General features: G+C 68.9%; 19 protein-coding genes. 12 read left to right on the forward strand and 7 right to left on the reverse strand.

What is annotated here, in order from left to right; translation table 11 throughout:
- The first annotated feature begins 60 nt into the window (after positions 1-60).
- Positions 61-537 (forward strand): flavin reductase family protein, encoded by a 477-nt coding sequence (locus tag FKR81_RS26285; RefSeq protein WP_186763182.1) that lies wholly within the window; start codon positions 61-63, stop codon positions 535-537.
- Between the two features lie 395 nt (positions 538-932).
- Here the strand turns inward: FKR81_RS26285 and FKR81_RS26290 are convergent, their stop codons facing one another.
- From FKR81_RS26290 to FKR81_RS26300, 3 genes are read right to left on the reverse strand one after another with little or no spacing between them, the layout of a single operon-like run.
- A complete protein-coding gene (locus FKR81_RS26290; RefSeq protein WP_146355509.1) occupies positions 933-1772 on the reverse strand; it encodes an ABC transporter permease subunit in 840 nt (279 codons plus the stop codon).
- Positions 1769-4408, reverse strand: a complete 2640-nt coding sequence (locus FKR81_RS26295) for an alpha/beta fold hydrolase (RefSeq protein WP_235921783.1) — start codon at positions 4406-4408, stop codon at positions 1769-1771. The genes FKR81_RS26290 and FKR81_RS26295 overlap by 4 nt, the downstream gene beginning before the upstream one ends.
- Positions 4409-4445: 37 nt before the next feature.
- Positions 4446-5435, reverse strand: coding sequence for a glycerophosphodiester phosphodiesterase family protein (locus FKR81_RS26300; RefSeq protein WP_146355511.1), 990 nt, complete (start codon positions 5433-5435; stop codon positions 4446-4448).
- Between the two features lie 126 nt (positions 5436-5561).
- On the opposite strand from FKR81_RS26300, the gene FKR81_RS26305 reads away from it, so the two are divergent.
- From FKR81_RS26305 to meaB, 8 genes are all read left to right on the forward strand, one after another.
- Positions 5562-6266 carry a tryptophan 2,3-dioxygenase family protein gene (locus FKR81_RS26305; protein ID WP_146355513.1) on the forward strand — a complete coding sequence of 235 codons (705 nt, stop codon included), beginning with the start codon at positions 5562-5564 and terminating at the stop codon, positions 6264-6266.
- Positions 6263-7366, forward strand: a complete 1104-nt coding sequence (locus tag FKR81_RS26310; protein ID WP_146355515.1) for an aminotransferase class V-fold PLP-dependent enzyme — start codon at positions 6263-6265, stop codon at positions 7364-7366. Before FKR81_RS26305 ends, FKR81_RS26310 begins: the two co-directional genes overlap by 4 nt.
- A 4-nt stretch (positions 7367-7370) precedes the next feature.
- Complete coding sequence (locus FKR81_RS26315; RefSeq protein ID WP_146355517.1) at positions 7371-8606, forward strand: tryptophan 2,3-dioxygenase; 1236 nt, start codon at positions 7371-7373, stop codon at positions 8604-8606.
- Entirely contained in the window at positions 8603-10207 is a 1605-nt protein-coding gene (locus FKR81_RS26320) for an FAD-dependent monooxygenase (protein ID WP_222598406.1), read from the forward strand. Before FKR81_RS26315 ends, FKR81_RS26320 begins: the two co-directional genes overlap by 4 nt.
- 5 nt (positions 10208-10212) lie before the next feature.
- Positions 10213-10614 (forward strand): Rieske (2Fe-2S) protein, encoded by a 402-nt coding sequence (locus tag FKR81_RS26325; RefSeq protein ID WP_146355519.1) that lies wholly within the window; start codon positions 10213-10215, stop codon positions 10612-10614.
- 66 nt (positions 10615-10680) lie between these two features.
- On the forward strand, positions 10681-11430 hold the full coding sequence (locus FKR81_RS26330) for a cyclase family protein (RefSeq protein WP_235921784.1): 750 nt from the start codon (positions 10681-10683) through the stop codon (positions 11428-11430).
- Positions 11431-11438: 8 nt separating this feature from the next.
- Complete coding sequence (locus FKR81_RS26335; RefSeq protein WP_146355522.1) at positions 11439-13703, forward strand: ATP-binding cassette domain-containing protein; 2265 nt, start codon at positions 11439-11441, stop codon at positions 13701-13703.
- Positions 13690-14376, forward strand: coding sequence for a methylmalonyl Co-A mutase-associated GTPase MeaB (gene meaB / locus FKR81_RS26340; protein WP_146355524.1), 687 nt, complete (start codon positions 13690-13692; stop codon positions 14374-14376). Before FKR81_RS26335 ends, meaB begins: the two co-directional genes overlap by 14 nt.
- On the opposite strand, the gene FKR81_RS26345 is transcribed toward meaB, so the two are convergent.
- Positions 14362-15141, reverse strand: coding sequence for an arylamine N-acetyltransferase family protein (locus FKR81_RS26345; RefSeq protein WP_146355526.1), 780 nt, complete (start codon positions 15139-15141; stop codon positions 14362-14364). The two genes, meaB and FKR81_RS26345, sit on opposite strands and share 15 nt — an antisense overlap.
- A 63-nt stretch (positions 15142-15204) precedes the next feature.
- Between FKR81_RS26345 and FKR81_RS26350 the strand changes: the two genes are divergently transcribed.
- Genes FKR81_RS26350 through FKR81_RS26360 form a run of 3 tightly spaced genes read left to right on the forward strand, consistent with a single transcriptional unit; the run spans position 15205 to position 18120 of the window.
- A complete protein-coding gene (locus tag FKR81_RS26350) occupies positions 15205-16116 on the forward strand; it encodes an SDR family oxidoreductase (RefSeq protein WP_146355528.1) in 912 nt (303 codons plus the stop codon).
- 37 nt (positions 16117-16153) lie between these two features.
- Positions 16154-17728, forward strand: coding sequence for a methylmalonyl-CoA mutase family protein (locus FKR81_RS26355; protein ID WP_146355530.1), 1575 nt, complete (start codon positions 16154-16156; stop codon positions 17726-17728).
- The gene (locus tag FKR81_RS26360) at positions 17707-18120 is read left to right on the forward strand and encodes a cobalamin B12-binding domain-containing protein (protein WP_146355532.1); all 414 of its coding nucleotides are present in this window, start codon (positions 17707-17709) and stop codon (positions 18118-18120) included. Before FKR81_RS26355 ends, FKR81_RS26360 begins: the two co-directional genes overlap by 22 nt.
- 51 nt (positions 18121-18171) lie before the next feature.
- On the opposite strand, the gene FKR81_RS26365 is transcribed toward FKR81_RS26360, so the two are convergent.
- The 3 genes from FKR81_RS26365 to FKR81_RS26375 form a co-directional block, all read right to left on the reverse strand.
- Positions 18172-19569 carry an MFS transporter gene (locus tag FKR81_RS26365; protein ID WP_146355534.1) on the reverse strand — a complete coding sequence of 466 codons (1398 nt, stop codon included), beginning with the start codon at positions 19567-19569 and terminating at the stop codon, positions 18172-18174.
- 16 nt (positions 19570-19585) lie between these two features.
- The gene (locus FKR81_RS26370; RefSeq protein ID WP_146355536.1) at positions 19586-21178 is read right to left on the reverse strand and encodes an FAD-binding oxidoreductase; all 1593 of its coding nucleotides are present in this window, start codon (positions 21176-21178) and stop codon (positions 19586-19588) included.
- An 85-nt stretch (positions 21179-21263) separates the two neighbouring features.
- Positions 21264-21962, reverse strand: coding sequence for an acetate uptake transporter family protein (locus FKR81_RS26375; protein ID WP_186763183.1), 699 nt, complete (start codon positions 21960-21962; stop codon positions 21264-21266).
- Between the last annotated feature and the right edge of the window lie 32 nt (positions 21963-21994).

Below are 21994 nucleotides of genomic sequence, written 5' to 3' on the forward strand. Positions count from 1 at the left end.
GAGAGTTTCCTGATAGGTCGTCTCGCTACTTTTGGTGGCGTGGAGCCGACTATTACTTCCGTGGACGCGGACACGTTCCGCCACGCGATGGCCCAGCTGGCCGCGCCGCTCACCGTGCTGACGTGCTACGGCCCGTCCGGTGAGCCGATCGGCCTCACGGTGAACGCGGTGTGCTCGGTGTCGGCGTCTCCGCCCCTGGTGGCCGTGTGCCTCAACCGGTCCAACTACAGCCACGACATGGTCGTCGCCGCGCGGCGGGTGTGTCTGCACGTGCTGGAACCGGGGCAGGAGGGGTTGGCGTTCCACTTCGCCAAGCCCATTGACCGGTTCGCCGGGGTTTCCGTGCTGCACGGGGATGCACCCGAGTTGGGTGATGTGCGGCTGCGGATCCTGTGCACTCCCGACGGGGTACGGGATGGCGGGGACCACACCATTCTGCTGGGGCGCGTGGTTTCTGTGGTCAGCCCTGAGGAAGGCGACGGGGGCGGGCTGGTCTGGCACCGGCGGGGCCCGGTGGACGCTCGCCGCTCCGCTTGAGCAGCCGCGCGCTGGTCTGCTCTCGCACCGTCTTGCCCTGACCCCGGCCGCGCGCCGCACGTGGGTGTGTGCGGTCGCCGAGTTGTTGGGCGCGTCGACGTGCCCGCGCTCACGCAGGCATCCTCCGGCGCGAACCAAGCGAGCGCCGCCCAACCGGCAGGTACCAAGGGAGCGCCGACCAAAACCGGCAGGTACCAAGGGAGCCCAGCGAAACCGGCAGGTACCGAGGGAGCCCGACGAAACCGGCAGATACCAAAAGAAAGAGCGCCCGCCGCACTCCCAACCCCCGCACTGCCAACCGGGCGCGGCCCCCGAGCACAAACCGGCAGCCAAATAATCCCAAGCATCCGAAGGGCGAGCCCCTCCCCACCCCACACCAGAAAGCCCCAAGCCCCTCAGCTGGTGATGTCCTTGCGAGCAAACCGCCGAGCAGCAAACACACAGAAGACCAAGCAGTACCCCAAGGACAACAGAGCCCCACTAGCCATGTTGGTCCAGTTGACATCGGTGGAGAACACGTCAATCCAGGAGAACGTGTAGTGCGTGGGCAAGAATTCCCGAACACCCCCAAGCGCGGTGATCGCATCGAGGATCTGCGACAACACCCCGGCCAACACAGCCCCACCCACAGCCCCAAGAGGAGCGTCAAGCACCACGGACAGCAACAACGCAAGCCCAGCAACCCAACTCAACTGAACCACGATGTACCCGGAAGCAACGCACAACGCGACAACGGACTTCCCGAACGGCACAGCGTCCCCGGTAGGACTGGTCGCATCCCCAGCCCCGTACCAAATCACCCCGACCAAAAAGGCACACAAGGGAAACAACAACAGCCCGGCCAACGACAACCACCCGGCGACGAAGGCCTTCTGCCGCAACAACCGCAACCGAGGAACAGGTATGGCCAACAGGTACTTCAGGGAAGACCACGAGGCCTCGGAAGCAACCGCCTCACCGAAGAACACTGCCACCACAACGGGCAACAGATAGGCGCCGGCGACGTAGAACCCGAACACCACGAAGTTGGGCGCGGACACCATCGCCAGGTCGGCGAACGTGCCACCGCGCTTGGCGGTGTCCGGAGTCTCGCCGAACCCGAACGCCACCACCAGCAGCAGAGGCAGGAGAGCGGTCAGCGCGAGCAGCATCTTGGTGCGACGGCGCCGGAGCTGGCGGCGCAGCTCCACCCCCAGCCGCAGCGTGCGGGAAGGCGCGTACCCGGCAGCGGTCATGATCCCTCTCCGACGAGTTGCAGGAACGCGTCCTCCAGGCGGACGCGGGGGCCGGCGCGTTCCACGGACACGCCCGCGGCCACGAGAGCCGACACGGCCGTGCCGATGGACGACGTGCCCAGGTCGGCGTGCACCACGGAGCCCTCGACCGCGGTCACCAAAGGCCCGAGTACGGAGGCGGCCAGAACGGGCTGGTCCACGGTGAAGCTCGACGCGCCGCCCGCCGACGCGATCTCGGACACCGTGCCCGACGCGATCACGTGGCCGTGGTGCACGACCACCACGTGCGAGCAGGTCTGTTCGACCTCGGCCAGCAGGTGGGACGACACGACCACGGTGCGGCCTGCCGCTGCGTAGCGGCGGAGCACGTCGCGCATCGCGTGGATCTGGGGCGGGTCGAGGCCGTTGGCCGGCTCGTCCAGCACCAAGAGGTCGGGGAGACCCAGCATGGCCTGGGCGATCGCCAGACGTTGGCGCATGCCCTGGCTGTACGTCCGGACCCGGCGCGACAGAGCGGAACCCAGGCCGGCGATCTCCAGCGCTTCGTCGAAGCAGGCATCCGCAGCGGGACGACCTGTCGCGGCCCAGTACAGGCGCAGGTTCTCGATGCCCGACAGGTGCGGCAGGAACCCTGCGCTCTCCACGAACGAACCCACCCGCGACAGCACCGGAGCACCGGGCGTGATGAGGCTGCCGAACACCCTGATCTCACCGGCCGTGGGCTTGATCAAGCCCATCAGCATGCGCAGGGTCGTGGTCTTGCCCGCGCCGTTGGGACCGAGCAGACCGAGGATCTGGCCGCGTGCCACCGAGAACGACAGGTCGTCGACCGCGGTGACGCCACCGGGGTACGCCTTGGTCAGCGAAGAGATCACCAGAGGCGTGTCCGACAAAGACGAGTCCACATCGGGACTGCGGCGGCGCCGCACGAAACCGAGCACCAGAGCCAGCACGAGCACACCGAGAATGCCGAGCAGCTGGCCAACGGGCAGCAACGACGAGGTGGGCGCGCCGGGGACCACGGGCACCGACACCGGGCCCACCAGGGACACCCGGTAGGAAGCCGGAGTGGTGGGCGTGCGGAAGTTCTGGTCCGTCGTGCCGACCACGACCTGCAGCGTGTGACCGGTCTCGAACGGGCGCACGATGCCGGACAGCTCGACGTCGACCTCGACCGGCGAGCCGTCGGCGGGCAGCGGAGGCAGGCGCACCGGCATGACCGCGTTGCCGGGCAACGTCCTGTTGTCGTTGGGGTCCTTGTCGAAGACTTTCAGGAACAACACGCCGTCGCCGGGCGGGCCGACCGCGGACACCCGCAGCCGCACGCGAGGAGCACCGGCTGCCAGCAGCTGCGACTCCAGAGGGGCCGAGGTGAACGCGGCCTGCTGGCCGGGCAGGTCCATGCCGAACAACGAGGACAGCCACGGGGTCTGCGCCAACCGGCTGTTCAACGCCGGCATACCGCTGATCGCGGCGGGCAGGCCACCGGGCGGCGTGATGATCGTCTGCGCATCACCGAGAAGCTCCACCGAGCGGCGGGTAGCACCAGCAGGATCGGCCCGAACGGTGCGAGCGGAAGGAATGCCCTCGGGCGTGATGTTGCCCTGCACGTCGTACTCGAAGGCACCGAACGGGTTCGAGCCGGCTCCGCGCAACTGGAACGAGATCCACGAGATGATCCGGGCCCGCAGCTCGTCATCGGGATAGGCGCCGTCGTGACCACCGGCGAACCACACCTGCTGCACAGGCCCGGGAATCTGCGCCGCGTTCGCATCAGACTGGTCGAGCCCGAACAGCGTGTCCTGCTCGCCCTGCACCAGCAGCGTAGGCGCCTTGATCTTGTCGGTCACGGTCAGCGGCGAGACGCGCCGAAGCAGAGCAGTGGTCTCGGGACCCATCGTCCCGGTGGTGGCCACCTCGGTCCATGCCCGGCAGATCTCCGGGGTGAACCGTCCGCACACCCCGGAAACCGGCGTGGCCAACGAAGCCGGGGCGACACCGTCCGAAGAGGACACGACGGAGTCGACGCCCATCGAGTAGAGGAAGCCACCCCAGGCGCCCTTGAACACGCCGTTCGGCAGCAGCCCCTCAGCCAGCGAGTTGTAGGTGATCACCGGTACCAGCGCGTCGATGCGCGAGTCCGTGCCGGCCAGCAGCAACGACAGGCCGCCGCCGTAGGAGGCACCGGACACCGCGATCCGGGGATCACCGGGGGAGTCCAGCACCACGTCGGAACGGGAGGCCAGGCGGGACACCAGGAAACGCGCGTCGGCCACCTCGAGGTCGGGGTCGTTCAGGCCGATCTTGCCGGTGCTGCGGCCGAAGCCGCGCGCCGAGTAGGTCTGCACGACGAAGCCCGCCGCGGCGAGTTCGCGCGCGTCCTTCTCGGTGCTGTGCTTGTCGCCGCCGAACCCGTGCGCCAGCAGCACGGCGGGCGCCGGTGTCTGCGAGGGTATGTACAGGCTCGTGTCCAGCGTGGCGCCGGACACCTCCACGAACCCGTCCTCCACCTGGAAGTCCGGGGCCGGGTCCTCACGTGAGATCCACACCGCGGTCGCGCCCAGAAGAACGACGACGACCGCGGCGAGCGCGACGAGCCTGCCGCGCGAACGAGTCAACCGCCTGCGCAAAGTCACGCGACCGACGCTAGCCAGCACGCCTATCACCCGGCTCTTACCGGCGCCGGGCCGCCACCGCGACGTCCGGGTGGTCGGCGAACGCGCCGTCGATGCCCTGCCGGTAGTACGCCTTCAGCAACGAGGTGAACGTCTGGCCGGTCGGCAGGTCGTCGGCCGCGAACGTGTACGCGTGCACGGCCAGCCCAGCTCGGTGCGCGTCGCGAACCAGCGTTGTAGGAGCTCCCAGAGAACCGTCCGAGTTCCAGCTGATCACCATCGTCATGTGCGGCCCGACCGCATCCGCGTACGAGGCGATCTCGCGCAAGCGCGCGGGCGTCACCTGCGCGGGTTCCCACACCAGCTGGATGAGCGGAACGCGCAGCTGCCGGTTCAGCGCGCGCAGGTTGTCCGACTCGAACGACTGCACGAACACCTTGGCGCGTCGGTGGTTGAGCCCGTTGACGTTCAGCGTCCGCACGAGCGCCGGCTCCAGGGGCAGACCCAGAGCCGCGAAGTACGCGGAGTGCTTGGTCTCCGGGTAGAGGCCGATCTCGCGCCCGAGCTGCCGCGACAGCCGCCGCGAGAGGTCGATGACCTCCTGGAACGTCATGATCTGGTACTTCCCGTCCCACGCCGTGTTCGCCGGCCGAAGTGAAGGCTGGCTCTCCCGCGCGCGCAACGTCTTGAGCTCGGCCAGGGTGAAGTCCTCGGTGAACCAGCCGGTCATGTCCCAGCCGTCGACGTTCTTCGTCGTGAGCCGAGAAGCGAACTCGGGGTGCGACGCCACGTCGGTCGACCCGCCGATCTCGTTCTCGTGCCGGGCGACGAGCACACCATCCTTTGTGGACACCAAGTCCGGCTCTACGTAGTCGGCACCCATCCGAGCCGCGAGCTCGTAGGACGCGGCGGTGTGCTCGGGACGGTAACCGGCGGCGCCGCGGTGGCCGATGACCAGCGGATCCGCCCCGTGCGCGGCGGCGGGCACCACAACGGTGCTGTGCAGGAGGAGTACGGCGGCGGTGGCCGCGACGAGTCGAGTCAGCATGGCCGAAATCGTCTGCCGCACCGTGCACAGGAGCAATCGAATGAGACTGGAGCGAAGACCGCGCTGATAGGTGAACTTCGTAGCTTTGCCGCAGGAAATCGTCATACCGGCGGAGGGGTTCGCCACATGAAGGACTACGCCCGGCAGGTGCTGACCGGCGAGGGACGCGACGACTACGCGAGGTACATGCGCACCGATGCGCTGCTGTCGCTGCAACGCGGCTCGGACGAGGTCGTGCACCGCGACGAGCTGCTGTTCCAGGTGGTGCACCAGTCCACCGAGCTGTGGCTCAAGCTGGCCTGCGCGGAGGTCGCCGAGGCGGCCGAGTGCATCGGGCGCGACGACTTGGAGGCCGCGATCCGGCTGCTGGGCCGGGCCGCGCTCGGCGTCCACCTCGTCACCGACCAGCTGGAGATGATGCGGCACCTGTCGCCGTGGGACTTCCAGACGATCAGAACCGTGCTCGGCCACGGCTCCGGCGCCGACTCACCCGGCTGGCGGTCCGTGCAGCGCACCAGCAGGGTTGTCGACCGCGCCTTCACCGACCTCGTCGAACGCCGCGGCGTCGACCTCGCCGAGCTGTACCGCAGCAAGGTCGACAGCGACGAGCAGCGGCTCGCGGAGGCCATGATCGAGTGGGACGAGCGCATCTCGCTGTGGCGCGTGCGCCACTACAAGATGGCCACCCGCGTGATCGGCCACCAGGTCGTCGGCACCCAGGGAACGCCGGTCGACGTGCTCGCGAAGCTCATCGCGCACAAGTTCTTCCCGTCGCTGTGGGACGTCCGCACCGAGCTCACCAGAACAGGGCCGATGGGGGACACGACATGACAGCAGCGGTGTTCCGCAAGCACTTCCCCGCACTGGAGCAGAGGGTCCACCTGGCCAGCTGCAGCATCGGCGCGCGCTCGTCCGACCTGGACGACGCACTCCTGCGCATGGCGGACGACCTCTCCGGCAACGCGTGGGAGTCGTTCGAACGTGAGGTCCTCCTCGCACGTCAGGGGTTCGCGAAGCTGGTTGGCGCCGATGAAGACCAGATCGCCTTGCTGCCCAATGCCTCCACCGGCGCCTATCAAGCAGCCTCCACGATGGAGTTCGGGAAACGGTGGAAGGTGGTCACAACTCCGGTGGAGTTCCCGTCCATCGCGCACGTCTGGTTGGCCCAGCAGCCGCGCGGCGCCGAGGTCGTCTTCACCGCCGAACCCGAGGACTACGAACGGTTCGTCGACCGCCGCACGCGCCTGGTGTCCGTGCCGCTGGTGAGCTACCAGCACGGCCGGAGGCTGCCGGTCGAACGAGCCGTGCACGCCGCGGAACAGGTGGGTGCGCAGGTGTTCGTCGACGCGTACCAGGCGGTCGGCGTCATGCCGGTCGACGTGTCCGAACTGGACTGCGACTTCCTGGTGGCGGGTGCGTCGAAGTACCTGCCCGGCCTGCCGGGCCTCGCCTTCCTGTACGTGCGCGACCCGGAGCTCACCGACCGGGTGCCGCAGCTGACCGGGTGGTTCGGCCGCGTCAACCCGTTCGCGTTCGACCCGACGACGCTGGACTTCCCCGGCACGGCGTCCCGGTTCGAGACCGGGACGCCGCCGGTGCCCGCGTGTTACGCGGCGAACGCCGCCCTTGGCCTGATCGGAGCGCTCGACCTCGCGGAGGTGCGTATGCACGTGCTGCAACTGACCGAGCTGGCCGCGAGCCGGCTGACCGGTCAAGGGGAACAGGTACACGCGTTGCCACCGGAGCGACGCGGCGCGCACATCGGCCTGGTCGATCCCGACCCGGCCGCGCTGGCCCGTGGTCTCGCGAGTCGCGACGTCACGGTGAGCCCGCGCGGCGATCTCGTTCGCATCTCCTTCCACTACTACAACAACGAGGAGGACGTCGCGGCCTTGTGCGACGCACTCGACGACGTCAGAAGCGGGCGGTAGAGCCATGTCCACCGCCGAGTTGAGGTCCTGGTTGCGCGCTCCGGCCGTCAAGAGCTTCCCGTACGGCGCCGTGGTCCGCGAGTACCACAGCGCGGGCAAGCACTTCGTCTCACCGGAGCTGCTGGAGATGCTGTCCGGCGTGCGCGACATGCTGCCGGAGCTGAGCGGCCCGTGGCCGAACGTGCAGACGCTCGCGTCGTTCCTGACCACCGCGCTGGACAAGCCGGACAAGCGTTACGACTACCCGTCCTACCTGGCGCTGGCGCTGCTCCAGCTGCCGGGCCCGGACGACCCGGTCGAGCAGGCGCCGTTCGCGCGCACCCGATGCGACCGGCTCACCGCGCAGCTCGTCGCGGACGCACTGGCGTTCGAGGTGTCCGCATTGGACGGACGCACGACGTTGCTGCCGCAGTTGCGGCCCGCAGAGGTGCACGTCGGCAAGCGGTTCCGGCACGGGCTGCGGGTGATCCGGCCCGCGCTGGCCCGCATGGCGCTCGACACCGGGCTCACCGCCACCGAGCCTGGCGACCTCGCGCGCCAGGCCTGCGCCGCAGTGCACGACGACATGTCCTACGCCGAACGGCGTGCGCTCGAGCTGAGCATCCTGCCCGTCTACACGATGCACGACGAGTACCTGTTCCTGCGCGTGCTCCAGACGTTCGAGACGACGTTCTCGCTGCTGGCGACGCAGATCCGCGGCGCGATCGCGGCCATCGGCGACGGTGAGATCGAACGGGCCGTGCACTTCGTCAACAGCTCTGAGACCGCGTTGAGAGAGTCCGCCCCGTTGTTCTCGATGCTCGCGACCATGCAGATCGAGTCGTTCCGCACCTTCCGCGACTTCACCGAAGGCGCGAGTGCGATTCAATCGCGCAACTACAAACTGGTCGAGTCGCTGTGCCGGACACCGGACACCAGCCGGGTGGACTCACCCGCGTACCGCTCGGTGCCCGACGTCCGCGAACGCGTGCTGGGCAGCCAGCCCACGCTCGACGAGGCGTACCGGGAGCTCTGCGCGTCCGACGTCATCGCCGAGGACGCGCTCAAGCCGTTGTCCGAGGCCATGAGCGCGTTCGCGCGGGCGCTGCTGCGCTGGCGGCAGACGCACTACCGGCTCGCCGTGCGCATGCTCGGCGAGGCGACCGGGACCGGTTACACCGAAGGAACTCCATACCTGGCCGCGGTGCGGGACATCCCCGTCTTCCACGCGGTCGACACCGAAACCACGGGGGCGCCGTGATCATCGAAGCACCGGTCGGGATCGTCGGTGCCGGCCCCGTCGGGCTGGTCGCCGCACTGCGGCTCGCCAGCCTCGGCGTGGACTGCGTCGTGCTGGAAGCCGATCCCCACCTGATCAAGCAGGGTTCCAAGGCGTGCCTCATCCAGGGCGACGTGCTGGAGGTGCTCGACAAGTTCGGGTGCGCCCAGCAGATCGCGGACGAGGGTGTCACGTGGACCACCGCCCGGACGTACGTGCGCAACCAGGAGATCCGCGCGGCGCAGTTCCCGCGCGGGCTCGGGTACGGGCCGTTCGTCAACATCTCGCAGTTCCGCATCGAGCAGGTGCTGGTCGACGCCGCGGAGGCCGAGCCTGCCATCGACATCCGGTGGGGCCAGAAGGTCATCGGCGTCTCGCAGGACGACGACGCGGTCACCGTGCGCGTCGACAGCGCCAGCGGCGACTTCGACCTGAGCTTCTCCTACCTCATCGCGTGCGACGGTGTCCGAAGTGGACTGCGGGAGATGCTCGGCGTCGAGTGGACCGGGTACACGCACCAAGACCGGTTCCTGATCACCGACATCAGGGCCAAGCTGCCGCTCGCCAAGGAACGGCACTTCCACTACGACCCGTCGTTCAACCCCGGCCGCCAGCTCGTCATGCACCCGCAGCCCAACGACATCTGGCGCATCGACTGGCAGCTCCCGCCGGACGCGGACATCGAGGCCGAGCGCGCCGACGGCCGGTTCGACGAACGGGTGCGCAAGGTCATCGGCGACATCCCGTACGAGATCGACTGGGTCAGCACCTACCGGTTCCACCAGCGGGTCGTCGACCGGCTGCGGGTCGGGCGCGTGCTGTTCGCCGGTGATGCCGCGCACGCGCTGCCGCCGTACGGGTCGCGCGGCATGAACAGCGGCATCCAGGACGCGGACAACCTCGCGTGGAAGCTCCCGCTCGTGCTGGCAGGCACCGCGCCGGACGAGCTGCTCGACACCTACCACGACGAGCGGTACGCCGCGGCGAAGGAGAACCTGCGGGTCACCGAGGCCACGATCCGGTTCATGGTGCCGCCCAACCGGATCCGCAGGCTGACCCGCTCGGTGCTGCTCACGCTGTCCGGCTGGCTCGGGCTCGCGCGCAAGCACGTGAACAGCGGCAAGATGGCCGAGCCCTACCACTACACGGACTCGGCGATCATCCAGAAGGGACACCCGCTGCTCGGTGCGTTCGCGCCGGACGGCCGGGTGTACGTCAACGGTTCCCCGACGCGGCTGCGCAGGCTGCTCGGCGACGAGTTCGTCGGGCTGGTCTTCGCGCGCAACCGCATCGAGGCCGTCGAGATGATCGACGCCGCGCAGCTGCGGCCGTGGCCGTTGCCCGCGAACCTGGTGGTGGTGCTGCCGTACGGCTCGTCGGTCGCGGGGCTGCCGCCCGAGGTCACCGTCGCGATGGCCGAGGACGAGCGCCTGTTCGACACCTACGGCACCGGCTGGTGGCTGGCCCGTCCCGACGGCCACCTCGCGGCCACCGGGCACCGCGGCGAGGAGTTCTTTAGCGCGCTTCGAGCGGCGGCGGGCATCGTCGCATCGGACCTGGTCGAAGGCTCGATGAGGGGATAGCCGCCATGAGCAACGCCTACAGCAGGCGCGCCGTGATCGCGGGTACCGGCGCCGTGATCGCAGGAACCGCCGTCGGCGCGTGCGGTGAGGTCGTCCGCACCGCCGACGCGCCACCGTCCGGCACACCGCTGGGCAAGGTGTCCGGCATCCCGGTCGGCGGCGGCGAGATCTTCGCCGAGGCCGGCGTGGTCGTGTGCCAGCCCGAGGAGGGCAAGTTCAAGGCCTACTCGGCGATCTGCACGCACCGCGGCTGCAAGGTCACCGCCGTGCGCGACGGGCAGATCACCTGCGAGTGCCACTACAGCGTCTTCAACATGAAGGACGGCACGGTCACCAGCGGACCGGCCAAGCAGCCGCTGCCGGAGTTCGGGCTCAAGGTGGACGGCGACGAGATCCAGGCGGTGTGACGTGCTCACGATGGTGGTTGTGGCGGTTGAGGTGTGCTGCGGCGACGAGATCCAGGCGGTGTAGCGGTGCTCAGCGAGCTGGTCGCGGCACTGCGCGGCGGCGCGATCGAGGTCGTCGACCTGACCGCGCCGCTGTCCGAGGAGACGCCGATCATCAACCTTCCGTCCGAGCGCGGACAGCCGTGGCCGTTCTCGCGCGAGGTGATCAGCGACTTCGACGCGCTCGGCCCGACCGTGTACTGGAACAACATCCGGCTGTCCGAGCACACCGGCACGCACTTCGACGCGCCGGTGCACTGGTTGTCCGGCAAGGGATCGCACGACGTGTCCGAGGTGCCACCGGGAAAGCTCGTAGGTCCCGCCGTGGTGCTGGACTTCTCGGCGCAGGCCGCGGAGAACCCGGACTTCCTGTTGCAGCAGTCGGATGTCGAGCAGTGGGTGTCGGAGCACGGCCCGTTGCCCGAGGACGGCTGGCTGCTCTACCGCACCGGCTGGGAAGGCCGGGAGAACTTCCTCAACGACGGCCACACCCCCGGTGTGGCCGTCGACTGCGCGCGCTGGCTCGCCGAGGAGACCCCGATCGTGGGAATCGGCGTGGAGACCGTGGGCACGGACGCGGGGCGGGCAGGTGAGTTCGAGCGGCCCTACCCGTGCCACTGGTACCTGCACGGCGCGGGCAAGTACGGCCTCACCCAGCTGCGGAACCTCGCCTCGCTGCCCCCGACCGGCGCGGTGCTGATCGCGTCACCGCTGCCGATCGTGCGCGGCTCCGGCAGCCCCACCAGGGTGCTCGCGCTCGTCGAGCGGCGGCCATGATGTTCGGCATGGGTTCTTCCGACAACCACGACGTGATCGAGGTCCGCGGCGCCAGGCACAACAACCTGGCCGACGTGTCGCTGGACGTCCCGAAGCGCAGGCTCACCGTGTTCACCGGCGTGTCCGGGTCCGGCAAGTCGTCGCTGGTGTTCGGCACGATCGCGGCCGAGTCGCGCAGGCTGCTCAACGAGACCTACACCGCGTACGTCCAGGGCTACCTGCCGTCGATCGGACGCCCGGACGTCGACTCGCTGCGGAACCTGAGCGCGGCGATCATCGTCGACCAGGAGCGGATGGGCGTGAACTCCCGTTCGACGGTCGGCACGGCCACCGATGCGCACACCATGCTGCGCATCATCTTCAGCAGGCTCGGCAAGCCGCACGTCGGCACGTCGAGCGCGTTCAGCTTCAACACGCCAGAGGGCGCGTGCCCGTCGTGCGAGGGCCGCGGGTACGTGTCGGACATCGACGTGGACAAGATCCTCGACCGGAACCTGTCGCTCAACGACGGCGCGATCACCGCACCGCACACCGGTGTCGGCTCGTGGTACTGGCAGATCATCGTCGAGTCCGGCTACTTCGACCCGGACGTCAAGCTCAAGGACTTCACCAAGCAGCAGTGGGACGACCTGCTCAACCGCGAGGCCACCAAGCAGAAGAAGGGCAACGGCAAGACGACCTACGAGGGCCTGCTGGTGAAGATGCGCCGCATCTACCTCACCAAGGACCGCGACGCGATGCGCCCGGACATGCGCGCGTACGTCGACAAGGTCGTCACGTTCACGCACTGCGCCACGTGCGACGGCACCAGGCTCAACCCGGCCGCGCTGTCGTCGAAGATCCGCAACCGCAACATCGCCGAGTGCTGCGCGATGCAGATCGACGACCTGCTGACGTGGGTGCGCGGTGTGCGCGGCAAGGCCGTCGCGCCGATGCTCGCGATGCTGACCGCGACCCTGGAGTCGCTGGTCGAGATCGGCCTCGGGTACCTGTCGCTGGACCGCGAGTCCGGGACCTTGTCCGGCGGCGAGGCGCAGCGCGTGAAGATGGTGCGGCACCTCGGGTCCTCGCTCAGCGACATCACGTACGTGTTCGACGAGCCGACGGTCGGGCTGCACCCGCACGACATCGAGCGCATGAACGGCCTGCTGCTCTCGTTGCGGGACAAGGGCAACACCGTGCTCGTGGTCGAGCACAAGCCGGAGACCATCGAGATCGCGGACCACGTCGTCGACCTCGGTCCCGGTGCCGGCGCCGACGGCGGGCACATCTGCTTCACCGGTGACGTGGCCGGGCTGCGCGCGTCGGACACGTTGACCGGGCAGTACTTCGACCACCGCGTCACGTTGCGCGAGGAGCCGCGCACGAGCACGGGCAAGCTGCCGATCAAGCGCGCGAAGCTGCACAACCTGCGCAACGTGAGCGTGGACATCCCGCTGGGCGTGCTGACGGTCGTCACGGGTGTCGCGGGCTCGGGCAAGACGTCGCTGATCCACGGTTCACTGTCTGAAAAGGACGACGTGGTGATCGTCGACCAGGCCGCCATCCGCGGTTCGCGGCGCAGCAACCCGGCGACCTACACCGGCATGCTCGACGCGATCCGCACCGCGTTCGCCAAGGCCAACAAGGTGAAGGCCGCGTTGTTCAGCGCGAACTCCGAGGGCGCCTGCCCGAACTGCAAGGGGCTCGGCGTCATCTACACCGACCTCGCGATGATGGCAGGCGTGGCGTCCGTGTGCGAGGACTGCGAAGGCAAGCGCTACACGGCCTCCGTGCTCGAGTACAAGCTGCGCGGCAAGGACATCAGCGAGGTGCTGGCGATGTCCGTCTCGGAAGCGGTCGACTTCTTCCCGTCCGGAGTCGTCCGCACCGTGCTGGACCGGCTGGTCGACGTCGGCCTGTCGTACCTGCGGCTGGGGCAGCCGCTGACCACGTTGTCCGGCGGTGAGCGGCAACGGCTGAAGCTCGCGGTGCACATGGCGTCCGAGTCGGCGACCTACGTGCTGGACGAGCCGACCGCCGGCCTGCACCTCGCGGACGTCGACCAGCTGCTGGCATTGCTGGACCGGCTCGTCGACGCGGGCAACACGGTGATCGTCATCGAGCACCACCAGGCCGTGATGGCGCACGCCGACTGGCTGATCGACCTCGGACCCGGTGCCGGGCACGACGGCGGCAAGGTCGTCTTCACCGGCACGCCCGCCGACCTGGTGGCGAACGCGGACACGCTGACCGCCCAGCACCTGCGGAAGTACGTCGGTGCTGCCCGCTGACGTGCGCGCGGGCGCCCGGCTCATCTCGAGGATCGAGGCGGGCGAGGCGGCGTTCGACGTGGTCACGGGCAACGCGTCCGTCGTCGGCATCACCGGCCCGCCCGGCGCGGGCAAGTCCACGCTCGTCGACAAGGTCATCACCGCGTACCGCATGCGCGGCCAGACGGTCGCGGTGCTCGCAGTCGACCCGTCGAGCCCGTTCACCGGCGGCGCCGTGCTGGGCGACCGGATCCGGATGCGCTCGCACGCGGGCGATCGCGGCGTGTTCATCCGCTCGATGGCCGCGCGCGGGCAGCTCGGTGGTCTCGCGGTGGCGACGCCCGCGGCGATCCGGGTGCTCGACTCGCTCGGGTTCGACCGGATCATCGTGGAAACCGTGGGGGTGGGCCAGAGCGAGATCGCGGTGGCCGCGTCCGCCGACTGCACCGTGCTGGTGAGCACGCCCAACGCGGGCGACTCGGTGCAGGCCATGAAGGCAGGCGTGATCGAGGTCGGGGACGTGTTCGTGGTGAACAAGTCCGACCTGCCCGGTGCCCAGGTGACGGCGCGATCGCTGCGCAACGCCTTGGGAGTCACCGCTCGACGAGCTCCGGTGCTGCTCACGCGGGCGGACCGCGGTGACGGCGTGCCGGAGCTCGTCGGCGTGGTCGAGCGCTTCCTAGACGCGCTGTAGGCGTTGCGCGGCAGGCGGTTGGTCGAGCTGGATGCCGAACGTGCCGCGGTAGACCTCGACCAGCTCGGCCTCGTCCAGCGTGCGTTCGGTCGTCTCGCCGTCGGACGTGGTCAGCAACCTGTTGCCGTGCAACGTGATCCGCCCGGTGGGTGTGGCGAGCGAGCAGAGGTCCATGGTGTTCCAGAACGACTCGGTCGCGACCTGGTGCCACTCCCAGGACGGCATGAAGTCGACCCAGCGGCGCGGGTGGGACTCCACGCGGTACTTCGGCTTGCCGTCGAACCACACGTCCACGTCGCCGTGCTCGGCCTCGGTCACGCGGAACGTGCCGGCGGGGTCGTGCTGCACCTCGTCGGTGTCCATGCGGATCGGGAAGATGTAGCCCTGGCCGAAGCCGACGTCGATCATGTACGGGTGGTCGAGGTCGACCCGCAGCACGAGGTGGTCCAGCGCGAACATGGGCACGCCGTCGGGCTTGAACGGCGCGGCGCCCAGCAGCGTCACCTGGTAGCCCAGCGCACGCAGCAGCGCCCCGAAGGCACCGTTGAGCTCGTAGCAGCCGCCGCCGTACCCGAGGCGCACGATCTTGTCGACGTACACGTCCTCGTCGAGGTCGACGGGTGTGCCGATGCGCGTGTAGATGTTCTCGAACGGCACCGCGTACAGGTGGCGCTGGTGCAGTTCCCGCAGCGTGTCGAGGTCGGCTGTGATCGGCGTGGAGGCGCCGAGGCGGTCGAGGTAGGCCCGCACGATCTGCTCGTCCATGCGCCCGATGGTGTCGGGATCGGCTCGAGCGCGGCTTGAGAACGCACCGATACGGTGCGTCGCATGACTGAATCGCTGGCAGGAAAGGTCGCACTGGTCGCGGGCGGAACGCGTGGCGCGGGCAGGGGCATCTCCGAGCAACTGGGCGCGGCGGGCGCGACCGTCTACGTCACGGGCCGGACGACCCGCAGCCAGAAGTCGGAGATGAACCGGCCGGAGACGATCGAGGAGACCGCCAAGCTGGTGACGGCCGCCGGTGGCACGGGTATTCCCGTCCAGGTGGACCACCTGGTGCCCGCCGAGGTGCAGGCGCTGGTGCAGCGCATCGAGGACGAGCAGGGCGCGTTGCACGTGCTGGTCAACAACATCTGGGGCACCACCAAGATCGAGTGGCAGAAGTCGGTGTGGGAGGTCGACCTCGAGAGCGGGCTGCACACCATGCGCCTCGCCGTCGACACGCACGCCATCACCAGCCACTTCGCGTTGCCGCTGCTCATCAAGCAGCCCGGCGGGCTCGTCATCGAGATCACCGACGGCACGGACGAGTACAACTCGAAGAACTACCGCAACTCGTTCTTCTACGACCTCGCCAAGGGCGCCGTCAGCCGCATGGCGTTCGCGCTGGCGCACGAGGTGAAGCCGCACGGCGCCACCGCCGTCCTGCTCACGCCGGGCTGGCTCCGTTCGGAGTTCATGCTCGGCGAGTTCGGTGTCACCGAGGACAACTGGATGGACGCCACCCGGTTCCAGCCGCACTTCGCGATCTCCGAGTCGCCCGCGTTCGTGGGACGCGCGGTGGCCGCTCTCGCCGGTGACCCCGATGTGGCGCGGTGGAACGGGGAGTCGCTGTCCAGCGGCCAGCTCGCCAAGGTGTACGGCTTCACGGACGCCGACGGCAGCCAGCCGGACGCGTGGCGGTACATGGTCGAGGTCCAGGACGCCGGCAAGCCCGCGGACACCACCGGTTACCGGTAGAGACTCAGCTGAGAGCCGTTGAAGCTAGTTTTGGCTGGTGACGGCATCGGCGAGTGGTATTCCGCTACCCGCGGTCGCGGGTGATGACCTGGTGGCACCCGGCCTGTCCGACCGCGTCGGCAGGCCGGGGGAGTTCCCCTACACCAGGGGAATCCGGCCGACGATGTACCGCGAGCGGCCGTGGACGATCCGGCAGCTCGCCGGGTTCGGCACGGCCCAGGACACCAACGCCCGCTACCGGATGCTGCTCGACAACGGCTCGACCGGCATCAACGGCGTCTTCGACTACCCGAGCCTGCGCGCGTTCGACTCGGACGAGCCGCGCGCGCGGGCCGACGTCGGGCGTGGCGGCGTGGCGGTCGACGTGCGCGACGACTTCGACGACCTGTTCAAGGCCATTCCGCTGGACTCCGTCAGCGTGTCGCTGGTGTCGTCGCAGCCGATCGGTGCCGTCGCGCATCTCGCGATGTACCTGCGTTCCGCGGAACGCCAGGGCTTTGCGCGCACCTCCCTCGCGGGTACGAGCCAGAACGACTTCCTGATGGAAACGGCCATCACGATCGCGCCGGAGGCACTGCCGCCCGCCGGGTCGTTCCGGCTGGCGTGCGACCTCGCGGACTTCGCGCTGCGCGAGGTGCCGCGCTGGAACCCGGTGAGCGTCAGCGGGTACAACTACCGCGAGGCCGGTGCGGACGCCACGTTCGAGATGGCCCTGTGCCTCGCGCACGGCCAGGCCGTCGCGCGTGAGCTGATCGGGCGCGGCCACGACCCGGACCGCGTGCTGTCGCGGATCTCGTTCTTCCTCAACGCCCACAACGACTTCTTCGAGGAAGTGGCCAAGTACCGCGCGCTGCGCCGGATGTGGGCCACGTGGGTGCGCGACGAGCTGGGTGTCACTTCGCCGCGCGCACAGGCGTTCCGCTATCACGTGCAGACCTCGGGCGTGACGAACGCCGCCCGGCACGCGCACGTCAACATCGCGCGCAGTGCGCTGCAGGGTCTCGCCGCGGTGTGCGGCGGCACGCAGTCGTTGCACCTCAACGGGTACGACGAGGCCGTGTGCATTCCCTCCGAGCACGCCGCGATGACCGCGTTGCGCACGCAGTACGTGCTGCTGCACGAGACCGGTGTCGCGAAGGTCGCGGACCCGTTGGGCGGCAGTCACCTCGTCGAGTACCTGACGGACTCGCTGGAGGCCCGCGCGGCCGAGCTGGTCGCGGTGATCGACGACATCGGTGGTGTCGTCGCCGCGACCGAGCAGGGCTGGGTGCACGCGGAGCTCGCGCGCACCGCGTTCGCCGACCAGAAGGCCATCGAGGACGGCACCTCGCTCGTCGTCGGCGTCAACACGCAGCTGGAGGGCGACGACGAGCAGCCGATGCTCTTCGAGATCCCAGACGACACGCTGGAACGGCAGGTCGCGCGCCTGGAACTGGTGCGCTCTCGGCGTTCCGAAGTCGGTCCTGCCCTGAAGGCTGTGGCACAGGCCTGCCGCGACGGCGTCAACGTGATGCCCGCCGTGCTGGCCGCGGTCGACGCCGACGTGACGCTCGGCGAGCTGGGCCTGGTGTTCCGCGACGAGCTCGGACGATGGGAGTTCCCGCTGTGGTGACCGCATTGCAAGGACGCAAGGCCATCGTGGCCAAGCTCGGCATGGACGCCCACTGGCGGGGCGCCATCGTCGTGTCGAACGCGCTGAAGGAAGCCGGGATGGAGGTCGTCTACCTCGGCCACGCCACGGCGCAGGACCTCGTTTCCGCGGTGGCGCAGGAGGATCCGGCTCTGCTGGGCCTGTCCACGTTGTCCGGAAACCACCTCACCGAGTGCGAGGCCGTGATGGCCGCACTCCGCGACGCGGGCCTCGACGACGTGGCCGTGGTGGTGGGCGGCTCCATCCCCGCACAGGACCACGACCGCCTGAAGTCCTTCGGCGTGGACCAGGTCTTCGGCGTGGGCAGCCCGCTGACCACCATCGTCACCAACATCGCCGACCTGATCGCCTGAACGCCGTCAGGGCCACCCCTCAGCGAGGGGTGGCCCTGACGGCATTTCGGCCTAGCGGCGGGAGCGGATCAGCAGCGAGGCCAGGATGATGGCTGCGGCGAAGCCGGCACCTGCGGCGAAGCTGCCGGACATCGACGCCGTGAACTGGGCGTCCGGGGCCGCGGAAGCCGACACGGCCGTCGCGATCGCGACGATGATCGCGAGCGAGATCGACGAGCCGACGTTCTGCACGGCGTTGACGACGCTCGAGGCGGAGCCGGAACCGGAGTCCTCGACACCCGACGTGGCGTGCACGGTCGCCGGGATGATCGTGAACGCGAGCCCGGCGCCGACCAGCAGCAGCGACGGCAGGATGGCGGTCCAGAACGAGTCGCCCGGCTCCATCCGCAGCAGCCACACGTTGGCGGCCACCAGCATCAACGCGCCGAGCACGATCACCTGACGCCCGCCGATGCGCGCGTCCAGCTTGCCGGCCGGACCGGCGGCACCGACCATGCCCACCGACACCAGCAGGAACGCCAGCGCCACCGTCATCGGTGTGTACCCGGCGACGAGCTGGAGGTACTGGCCGAGGAAGAAGAACAGGCCGATCTGCGTGCCGGGCATGAGCGCCAGCACCAGGTACGCGCCGACGCGCGACCGGTCGGAGAACAGCGACAGGTCCAGCAGCGGCTGCGCGGCCCGCCGGGTGATCGTCACGAACACCCCGAGCAGCACCAGACCGCCGACGACGTACCAGGACGCACTGGCCCAGCCGTTGGTCTGCGAGCTGGTCAGCCCGTACACCAGCGCGACGAGCCCGAGCGTCGACACCAGAGCACCCGCCACGTCGAACCGGCCGGACTCCCGAGGCGTCTCACCGACGACGGCAGGCGTGACGACCAGCAGGACCAGCCCGATCACACCGGCCAGCCCCATCTGCAGCTTCCACGAGCCGAACGACCCGAGCGCGCCCGCGAGGAGCAGGCCGACGGCCGCGCCGGTGCCACCGGCGATGGTGTAGACGCCGATCGCCTTGCGGCGCAACGCACCCTCGGCGAACATGTTCATGATCAACGCGAGCACGCACGGCGTGGCAAGGGCCGCACCGGCGCCCTGCACACCGCGCGCGAGGATCAGCAGCCACGCGTCGGGCGCGACGACCCGAGCGAGACAACCGATGGTGTACAACGCCATGCCGGCGACGAACACCCTGCGCTTGCCGAGGATGTCGCCCACCCGTCCCCCGAGCAGCAGCAGGCCGCCGTAGGGGAGCAGGTAGGCGTTCACCACCAGCGACAGCTCGACCTGCGTCAGGTCGAGCGCGGTTCCTATCTGCGCCAACGAGATGTTCACGACCATCTCGTCGACGAGGATGAGCGCCCAGAAGCTGACCACGACGGCGAGCGCGACCGCGGTGCGGCCCCTGATCCGATCAGGCGCCGGTGGCGCCAACAGCTGCGTGGACATGGGCGGCTTCCAATCGTTAGGCGGGGACGATGGACATGGAGTGCTTGAACACGTTGCGCGGGTCGTAGCGCTTCTTGATGCGCTGCAGGCGCGGGTAGTTGTCGCGGTAGTAGAGGGTGTGCCACGGCACGCCCGAGGTGTTCCACGCCGGGTCGAGCAGGTCGCTGTCGGCGTAGTTGATGAACGCGCCACCGTTGGTCGCGTTCGGCACGGGCACGCCGCCGGTGGTGGCGTAGACGTCGCGGTAGAGGTTGCGCACCCACGTCATGTGGGTCTCGTCCTCCCACTCGCCGGTCCAGCCGCCCGCGGTGAAGTACACGCGCAGGATCGAGTCGCGGTGCACGGCCGCGGTCGCGTCGGACGCGACGCTGTTGATCTGGCCGCCGAACCCGGTCATGTTCACCAGCGCGTTGGCGTTGGAGTAGCCGGGATCGTTGAGGTAGCGGTAGATCGTGGAGATCTGCGCGTCGCTGTAGCCCTTGCGCAGGTCCGCGGTCTTGTTCTTCTGACGGCCCGCCGGGTCGCTGACCCAGTTGCGCGGGTCGAGCCACGAGGTGACCTCGCCGAAGTCCGCGATGGGCGTGGCGCCGACGTCCGCCATGATCGAGTTGAAGTGCGCGTCCAGCATGGCCTGGCCGCCGGACACGGTGTCCTCGACGCCGGCCAGCACGCCGATCGTGCCCGCGGCGGCGTGGTTCGCGAAGAGGGTGCCCCAGAGCTTGGTGTTCGGGTTGCCCGGCGCGCTGTTCGCCTCGAACCAGTTGCTGTAGTTGCGGATCAGCTTGATGAACGACTGCTCCGACATGCCCTGCCACGAGTACATGACCATGCGGGCGCGCTGGTTGCCCGTGCTGGGCAACAGCTTGCGCGGATCGGTCGACGTGGCACCGGGCGAGCGGAACCAGTACTTCGTGACGATGCCGAAGTTGCCGCCGCCACCGCCGGTGTGCGCCCACCACAGGTCGCGGTTCGGGTCGGTCGCCTCGCGGGTCGCCACCACCAGCTTGGGGGTGCCTGCCGCGTCGACCGTCACGACCTCGATCGCGTACAGGTGGTCGACGGTGATGCCGTAGCGGCGCGAGTAGAAGCCGTAGCCGCCACCGGGGATGTGGCCGCCGACGCCGACGGCCGCGCAGCCGGTGCCGGGGATCATGACGCCCCAGCCCTTGAACAGGGTCTCGGCCATCCGGCCGATCGTGGCGCCCGGCTCGACGCAGAACGCGCGCTTGGCCTCGTCGTAGTACACCTCGTCCAGCTGCGAGAGGTCGATGAGCGCCTTGACGTCCGTCGTCGTGAAGTTCTCCATGCAGTGGCCGCCGGAGCGCGCGGCGATGCGCTTGCCCGCGGCGACGGCGTCGCCGACGGCGGAGACGACGTGTGCTGGTGTGCCTACTACTTTGGAGTAGTCGGGGCTTCCTACGTACCTGGTGTTGTGCGCGCGTTGCACGCTCAGGTAGCGAGGATCACCGACGGGGATGGTGACAGGCCCGAAGGGGGCGCACGTCCTGGCGGCCTCGGCGGCGGCCGTCGCGACCGACGTTCCCGCCACCAGGCTCGCTCCGCCGATCGCCGTACCGGCCAGGAATCCTCGACGGGACAGTGCAGTCATGTTCTCACCTCGAAGTAGTTGAAACCGACCCTGGTCTCGGTGGCGATTCGCCACCGAGACCAAGCAGGACCACTTGTGCTGAACCTCAGCGCTTGATGAACGGCTTTCCCATGGGGAAGGACTTGCCGCCGAGAGCGGCGTTCGTGGCGCTCATGAAGAGGTACAGACCGAGGAACGGCATGATGAACAGCGCGGCGATGCCGGGGTGCAGGATGAACGGGTCGCCACCGGCACCGGGACGAGCGATGCTGACCGCCGAGAACAGCGTGATCAGCGAGAAGTCGACCAGCACGAACAGCAGCGTGATGGCCTTCGGCAGGCGCAGCGTCGCGAACGTCATCGCCAGCATCAGTACGAACCACACGAGCAGGAAGTTCGCGTTCGCGCCGCGCTGAGCGGGCTCCGGGAGCTTGCCGAACCAGTTGTCGAGCAGGCCGACGATCAGGACGGTGAAGCTCAGCCAGAACGCGCCGAACAGGCCGAAGATCGCGGCCTGCACGCCGTCGTTGCGCTTGATGGCCCAGATGCTCGCGACGATCAGCAGCAAGCCGCTGGCCACGATCATGATCGGCAGCCCGCCCGCGAGCGTGCTGGGGATCGTGGTCTGGTTGAAGCCGGTGAGGAACAGCGCGAGAGACAGCGCCCCGATGGCGAACGCGGGGTAACCGAGCAGCGCCGGGTTCGCGCTGAGAGAGGTCGGGACCTCGGTCGGTGCGGTCTCGGTCTTCTCGACGGCCACCTTGTGCCCGTTCGAGGTCTGGGACGGAATTTCCGTAGTGGTCATGAGTTCTCTCCGGTCGCTCGACATCTGGCGAT

The sequence above is a fragment of the Lentzea tibetensis genome (genome assembly GCF_007845675.1).
Classification (GTDB): domain Bacteria; phylum Actinomycetota; class Actinomycetes; order Mycobacteriales; family Pseudonocardiaceae; genus Lentzea; species Lentzea tibetensis.